This window comes from Pseudomonadota bacterium (genome assembly GCA_026388215.1).
GTDB lineage: Bacteria > Desulfobacterota > Syntrophorhabdia > Syntrophorhabdales > Syntrophorhabdaceae > JAPLKF01.
In genome coordinates this window covers 1-5,232 of record JAPLKF010000255.1, presented here as the reverse complement: position 1 = coordinate 5,232, position 5,232 = coordinate 1, and the positions used below count along the sequence as shown (strand labels likewise).

The 5,232-nt window shown below is 42.0% G+C and carries 7 protein-coding genes; all 7 read right to left on the bottom strand.

Annotated elements, in window-relative coordinates:
- The coding region (locus NTU69_12115; protein ID MCX5804250.1) for a DNA methyltransferase at positions 1-1,480 on the bottom strand (1,480 nt) is incomplete at its 3' end.
- Positions 1,467-1,763 carry a hypothetical protein gene (locus NTU69_12110; GenBank protein ID MCX5804249.1) on the bottom strand — a complete coding sequence of 99 codons (297 nt, stop codon included), beginning with the start codon at positions 1,761-1,763 and terminating at the stop codon, positions 1,467-1,469. The genes NTU69_12110 and NTU69_12115, both read right to left, overlap by 14 nt.
- Before the next feature lie 41 nt (positions 1,764-1,804).
- Positions 1,805-2,044 carry a hypothetical protein gene (locus NTU69_12105; protein ID MCX5804248.1) on the bottom strand — a complete coding sequence of 80 codons (240 nt, stop codon included), beginning with the start codon at positions 2,042-2,044 and terminating at the stop codon, positions 1,805-1,807.
- A gap of 94 nt (positions 2,045-2,138) precedes the next feature.
- Positions 2,139-3,017, bottom strand: coding sequence for a nucleotidyl transferase AbiEii/AbiGii toxin family protein (locus NTU69_12100; protein MCX5804247.1), 879 nt, complete (start codon positions 3,015-3,017; stop codon positions 2,139-2,141).
- A complete protein-coding gene (locus NTU69_12095; GenBank protein MCX5804246.1) occupies positions 3,001-3,801 on the bottom strand; it encodes a hypothetical protein in 801 nt (266 codons plus the stop codon). Before NTU69_12095 ends, NTU69_12100 begins: the two co-directional genes overlap by 17 nt.
- A gap of 244 nt (positions 3,802-4,045) precedes the next feature.
- Complete coding sequence (locus tag NTU69_12090; GenBank protein ID MCX5804245.1) at positions 4,046-4,966, bottom strand: PfkB family carbohydrate kinase; 921 nt, start codon at positions 4,964-4,966, stop codon at positions 4,046-4,048.
- A partial coding sequence (locus tag NTU69_12085) for an adenosylhomocysteinase (GenBank protein MCX5804244.1) occupies positions 4,966-5,232 on the bottom strand: 267 nt, incomplete at its 5' end. The genes NTU69_12090 and NTU69_12085, both read right to left, overlap by 1 nt.

Below are 5,232 nucleotides of genomic sequence, written 5' to 3'. Positions count from 1 at the left end.
GGGGTTTATGAAATCTCAGGTAAAAATCTCCCTGTGCAGAACCAAAGGGTTGAAGAAGCGATTTTGCAGATGGCCTTGCAAGCTCCTGATGGTGTATTTTTTGAAACTCAAAACCGGCAAAGACACCGGCTCTGATGGTGGCGTTACGAACCTTAAACGTGGGGTTATGAAAGGTCAGGGTAAGGTAATGATCCGGCTTTACAACCTTAAACATCTTTTGAAAGCTTGATGAGAGGAGAGAATGGTACACAGAAAAATCCTTCTGCTGGCGTTCATTTCTAACAATTTCGTTTGATACAATGCTATCTAAGAATCCCCTGTCCATCTTCAACCACGAAACCCACATATAGGATAATTCCCCGAATTGCACCGAAGCATCATAAGGCGGGTCCGTAAATATATAATCTACAGAGTCTTCCGGCATGTCATCCATCAAATCAAGGCACGAACCAGTGTAGATAAATACATCAGCCTTGCCTGACATAATCTGCTCCATGGATGATCCGATTTTACATTCTTTGAAAAATTCATTCGATTCAGCTTTGGCCTTCATAAGTCCCTGATGACCCGTGATCGCACTTTCAAATTTATCCCAAACATTTGATTCAATATATTGTGGTGTAAACCAATAGCTTTGCTGGTTCCAACCTACACCGCTAAAAGGACGATAACCTGGTCTTCCTTCAGCCAATAAACGGCTACACAGATGACTTATAGACGAAAAACCAATCTTAAGAAAATCTCTCAGGTCTTTGTCCGTTTCTTCCTCTATTGCTACCATCAACCATGCAAGGGCTTGAAGATTGCGCTTCGTGAAAAGCTCGTCTATTGATTCATATTGTTGCTTTTCTTTGAAGGGTCTCCCATCCGGATAGTAAAGCCTATTTTTCGGATACCACTCCTTGATTTTCTTTTCTTCAACTGCCTTCAGGAGGTCTTTATCATATCCGGTAAGCTCACAGTCTTTTTCCTGCCTATCTCCGCAATTGGGGCAGGACTGATACCGTATTTCTACACATTCATCATTTTTCCAGATCGTACAATCAAAAACGAGCTCTCTACCGCATTTCCTGCATTGTGTCAGATAAAGGTTTTCAATTTTCTTTTTGATCTTATCTTTTACTCGCTCAAATGCCTCAAGAAGATGTTTTGGATTAACGGGTTTAATAGTGAGACGAATGATCTCCGTAGCAATAGGGTTGAGGTCGCAAATGATTGCCCTCCTCCCGCTTTTTAGAGCCTCCATCGCCGTGATACCGCTGCCTGCAAATGGGTCGAAAACAATGCCTTCTTCAGGACAATACGTTTTTATAAATTCCGCCACAACATTCCATGTTTTTCTTGACCAGTACTTATGCCAGAGATACATGGGGGTGTGGGCTCTGGGAGGAATCTGGCGGTTCAGGTGGTTGATTTCCGGTTTTTTAATGGTAACAACTGAAACCTCTCTGTCCTGTTTTTTCAATCTACTCTTTTTCAAGTGCCTTAACCACCCTTCTTGCTATTTCAAAGGCTGCGGCTATCCTTACAACCTTTACGTCCTTTAATCCTTTTATTTTTGCAAGGTCTGTTAGTTTCTTCCCCATGAGGCCGGCTATTGAATAGTATTTATCGAGCAATTCCTTTGCAATATCCTGCGCAGTCCTTCCCTTATATCCCGCCCCGATTAAAGCTGCAAGAAGTTCTTCGTCAGTCAAGGCAGCCGGGCCCAGTTCTATGAGTTTTCCACCAGGATGCGTCCATTTTGGATTTGACTGTTCCATAAATTCTCCCCCACCTCTTTTTGACTACCAACTTAATCCCTCTAAAAGTGTAACGTATTGATAATAAAGATACAATCTTTTTCCTCAATAATACTACGTGTCTTTTCTTCAAGATCTTTTAATGTTCGGATGCCTTCTTTTAAAAGATAGGTTGTGTCAGCCCGAGGATTCTCAAACAGTTCGAGGACCACATTAGATCGCTTATCATTTTGGAGATTACTAAGCTGAAAAATATAGTAAAGCTCATTAACCGCTATCGACTTTTTTATGCTTCTGTCCATCCTTATCTACAAAACCTCTCCATCAACACGTTAAACCGACTCCCCGCTTCAATTTTCATTCAACATTTGCAGTCCACCCCGATTTTATACATACTCACCTTAATCCCCGTAATGCATTATTTATTCTCCCGAGTGCAGTATCGAGATCGAAGTTTTTGCGCTCCCCGGGAGTCAGGACTTCAAAAAGTTCCTCTTTAATGCGCTTCCTCATATCCTTAATCTCTTTATCGTCCCTGCCAAGATTGACGCTATATCTGGCAAGGTCGGTATCTACGCCATCTTCCTCAAGTTTTTTCTGAAACAGCCTTAAGACTTCCGGTTCCATGATGTTAAAACTATTTCTGAGAACAAAATCGATATCATAAAAGTCGCGGGGCGCAATGGTTTCCCTGGTGGCCGCGGCGCGCAATTTCTCAGATACTAATTCGTTGAGGGATAAACAAGCAACCTTGCCTCCGTCGAAAAGCGGCTCTCCTGTAAATGGATGCAAGAAATTATGTTGAACTTGACGTTTTTCGATTGAAGAGATCGGATTGAACCTAAGTCCGATTTCAAACTTAATCTTTGCCTCGATCGACCGCAAAACCGATTGATAAATAAAATAATACACATACTGCTTAGATTCATTCCGGCCGGGATTGCCCGAGTCATCGACCCTCATACCAAACTGCTCCACGAATTTCTTGATCCCATCCTTTATCGGCTGAATGCATTTGCGCCTTTCCCCTCGTGTTGCCTCATACCGGGGAAGCTTCATACTAAAATCAAGGTCCTCGCTCAAACGATAATATGCGTAATAAATCTTATTCAGGCACGTTCCGCCTTTGAAAATAAGGTCGTCCGAAAGCTCATGCACCCGGGAGAGAATGAGCGTTAAGTAATAGTCTTTTTCCAAGAGAGGCAACAAAAATTCTTTCTTTTTCGATGCCCTCTCCAAAGTTTTTATAAATTCTTCTTTATTGTTGTGAATCATTGACTATAGCCTTCCACTTTTTAATGAGTTTTCCTTTGCGTGTCCCATTGAGAGAAGAAATTGCTGTTCCCTTTACGCTTTTGACAAGCGGTCTTAACGTAGCATCGGGAATCCCTAACCTCTCAAGAATAATGCCTATGCGTTTGCGAGTTGTTATATTCGGGAAACGAGCGGCATATCCTACCAGCTTTTTAATATCGCATTTTTGCTCTTTAATAACCTGCGAGAATATTCCCACAGCACTACCAATACCACCAACCGGTTTATTAAAGTAAAGGAGATCGATGAGGGTTCTCTCTTTGGAGCTGATGTTTATGTCTACATCTTTCACTTTTGTCGTTTCAAGGCCGTACATGCGGTTTTTTGGAATTCTTATAAACCTATATGATATACCGCAAATAATCCTCTCCATTCTCATGGATGTATTGAGGACGTACACAGTCTGAAAGAGTTGCTCGGTCAGACCGAAATAATTGAACATGGTTGAATACCCGATATAGTAGTTCTTTTTAGGAAAGAAAAGCGGTGGGATAAGTAGCTCGTCAACCCCTGTTCCTTCTGGCCCGGCTTCGAGCGGAGAAAAGGCGTATGCTCCGCGCTTAATAGGAGTGAATATCTTCTTCTTTTTAAGCCGGAAAACGACCTGTTTTCTATCCTCAGGAGAAAGATTAAACAACCGATCAAGCTCCTTTACAGTAACAATCGTCTTCTTCTCGTATGTTAGACGAGCCACCATATTGGTCTCGATTGGGCCTAAAGTCTTTGATGTATTATTAGGTGTCATAGGTTATCTCCGAAATAACTTTCATACCCTTTTTCTACATACCAAGTTTATCACAACTTTCCTCATTGTCAATGAAAATAAGCCATAAACTATTTTCATTTTCATATTTATCCCCAGTGGAAGCTTTTTGCTAAACTGAAAATAATGCGAATATAAGGCATTGTATCTCGTTTATCTGGTTATGACAAAAAAGACAGAATAGACGAAGTGGTTGATTGCTGAAAGCTAATAGCTGATAGCTACCTTACTCGAATTTTATATCCCCGAACTGCAGGCATCTTTTAAAGGCAGTGTAGCGCTCTCGGATTTCATTGTATTCAAGCCCTTTTAGCCTGTTGATACTGAAATCCTCCACATTGAATGATGCCATGACTGAACCCATGACGATTGCCTGTTTTATTGTCTCCGATGAAATATCACCCACATTTGCGAGATACCCCATGAGCCCGCCTGCAAATGTATCACCTGCCCCGGTCGGGTCAAAGACATCTTCAAGAGGATAGGCTGGAGCAAGGAATATCTCTTCCCTGCTCAGCATAAGAACACCGTATTCGCCCCTTTTTGCAACAATGCAAGAAGGTCCTTGCTCCATTATTTTCTTTGCACCTTTTACAAGGTTATGTTCCTTTGAAATTTCCCTCAGCTCCGCCTCATTGATGACAAGCATGTCAACCCTTTTTATAACATCGATCAGTGCGTTGAACTTATTTTCTATCCAGAAATTCATCGTATCGAGTGCAACTACCGTATTCGGGTTTTTTATCTGGTCAATCACATAGGATTGCAGCTCAGGGTCAATATTTGCAAGGAAAACAAAAGCAGCCTCGCTGAAATCAGGTGGGATGCGTGGTTTAAATGTCTCAATAACATTAAGTTCGGTCTTGAGCGTGATTGCCTGGTTGAGGTCGTAGCCGTATTTCCCTTCCCACCGGAAGGTCTTCCCTTCATCAACCTTTATGCCGCTCATATCTACATTGCGATCCCTTAAGAAGCCTATCTTGTTTAAATCAAAATCCTTTCCCACTGTTGCGACCATACCAACATCGGTGAAAAAGCTCGCCGCATTGGTAAAATGCAGTGCAGAACCCCCTAAAACATTGTCTGCTTTTCCAAAGGGGGTTTCGATTGAATCGTATGCGACAGTTCCAACAACAAGGAGCTTGATCACGTACCCATCTCCCAGGAGGCAAGATACCTTTTCTGCTCTTCTGTCAGCTCGTCTATTGTTATACCTGCTGACTGTAATTTGAGATATGCAACATTCTTATCTATCTCGGCTGGCACACTGTAGACCTTCTTTTTTAGCTGCTTCCCGTTTTTCCACATATATTCTGAACAGAGTGCCTGGTTGGCAAAACTCATATCCATTACATCAGAAGGATGGCCTTCAGCACACGCAAGATTTACGAGTCTCCCTTCTCCTAAAAGAAA

What these genes read in the sequence shown, in the direction of transcription:
- NTU69_12110 (MCX5804249.1), bottom strand. Translation starts at nt 1,763, where the DNA reads ATGGAACAGTCAAATCCAAAATGGACGCATCCTGGTGGAAAACTCATA.
- NTU69_12105 (MCX5804248.1), bottom strand. Translation starts at nt 2,044, where the DNA reads ATGGACAGAAGCATAAAAAAGTCGATAGCGGTTAATGAGCTTTACTAT.
- NTU69_12100 (MCX5804247.1), bottom strand. Translation starts at nt 3,017, where the DNA reads ATGATTCACAACAATAAAGAAGAATTTATAAAAACTTTGGAGAGGGCA.
- NTU69_12095 (MCX5804246.1), bottom strand. Translation starts at nt 3,801, where the DNA reads ATGACACCTAATAATACATCAAAGACTTTAGGCCCAATCGAGACCAAT.